The sequence below is a fragment of the Candidatus Symbiopectobacterium sp. NZEC135 genome, assembly GCF_025962695.1.
This window is the reverse complement of sequence record NZ_JAGFPF010000906.1, coordinates 1-850: the sequence shown is the minus strand read 5'-3', so window position 1 is coordinate 850 and position 850 is coordinate 1. Positions and strand designations below refer to the sequence as shown.

Below are 850 nucleotides of genomic sequence, written 5' to 3'. Positions count from 1 at the left end.
GGGTTACGCAAACTGCGCAATCTGGGGCAAGGCTATGTGAATTTTGGCGAGCCACTGTCGCTGACGCCTTACCTCAATCACCATGTGCCGCAGTGGCGCGAGGCGATCGATCCGATTGAAGCGCAGCGCCCTACCTGGCTCACGCCTACCGTGCAGAATATTGCCGATATCATCATGGTGCGCATTAACAACGCCGCAGCCGCCAACGCCATGAACCTGTGCTCCACCGCACTGTTGGCATCACGTCAGCGCGCGCTGACCCGTGAACAAATGCATGAGCAACTGGACTGCTATTTGCAATTGCTGCGCAACGTGCCTTACAGCAAAGATGTCACTGCGCCGAAAAAGACGGCGCCGGAACTGCTGGAACACGCGCTGGCAATGAACAAATTTGAAGTTGAACAAGACAATATTGGCGAGATCATCATTCTGCCGCGCGAACAGGCCGTGTTGATGACGTATTACCGCAACAACATCCAGCATTTGCTGGTGCTGCCATCGATGATCGCCAGCATTATCATGCACCGTGGCAGGATCACGCCGGATGAATTAACACGACAAATGTCGTTGATTTACCCGTTAATTCAAGCCGAACTGTTCTTGCATTACAGTAAAGAGGCACTGCCTGCGGTCATTGAAACGTTAACCACGGAGCTGGTGCGTCAGGAACTGATTGTCATCAAACAAGATGCGCTGGTGCTAAATCCGCTGCGAATTCGCACGCTCCAACTGCTGGCTGCCGGTGTGCGGGAAACCCTGCAACGCTACGCGATTACGCTGTCATTACTCGGCGCTAACCCGGAAATGAACCGCGGTACCTTGGAAAAAGAAAGCCGCAATATGGCCCAGC

The 850-nt window shown here is 53.8% G+C and carries 1 pseudogene; it reads left to right on the top strand.

Annotated features, from left to right (window positions below):
- Window positions 1–850 (top strand): annotated as a pseudogene (locus tag J5224_RS31345) (glycerol-3-phosphate 1-O-acyltransferase); the annotation flags it as partial.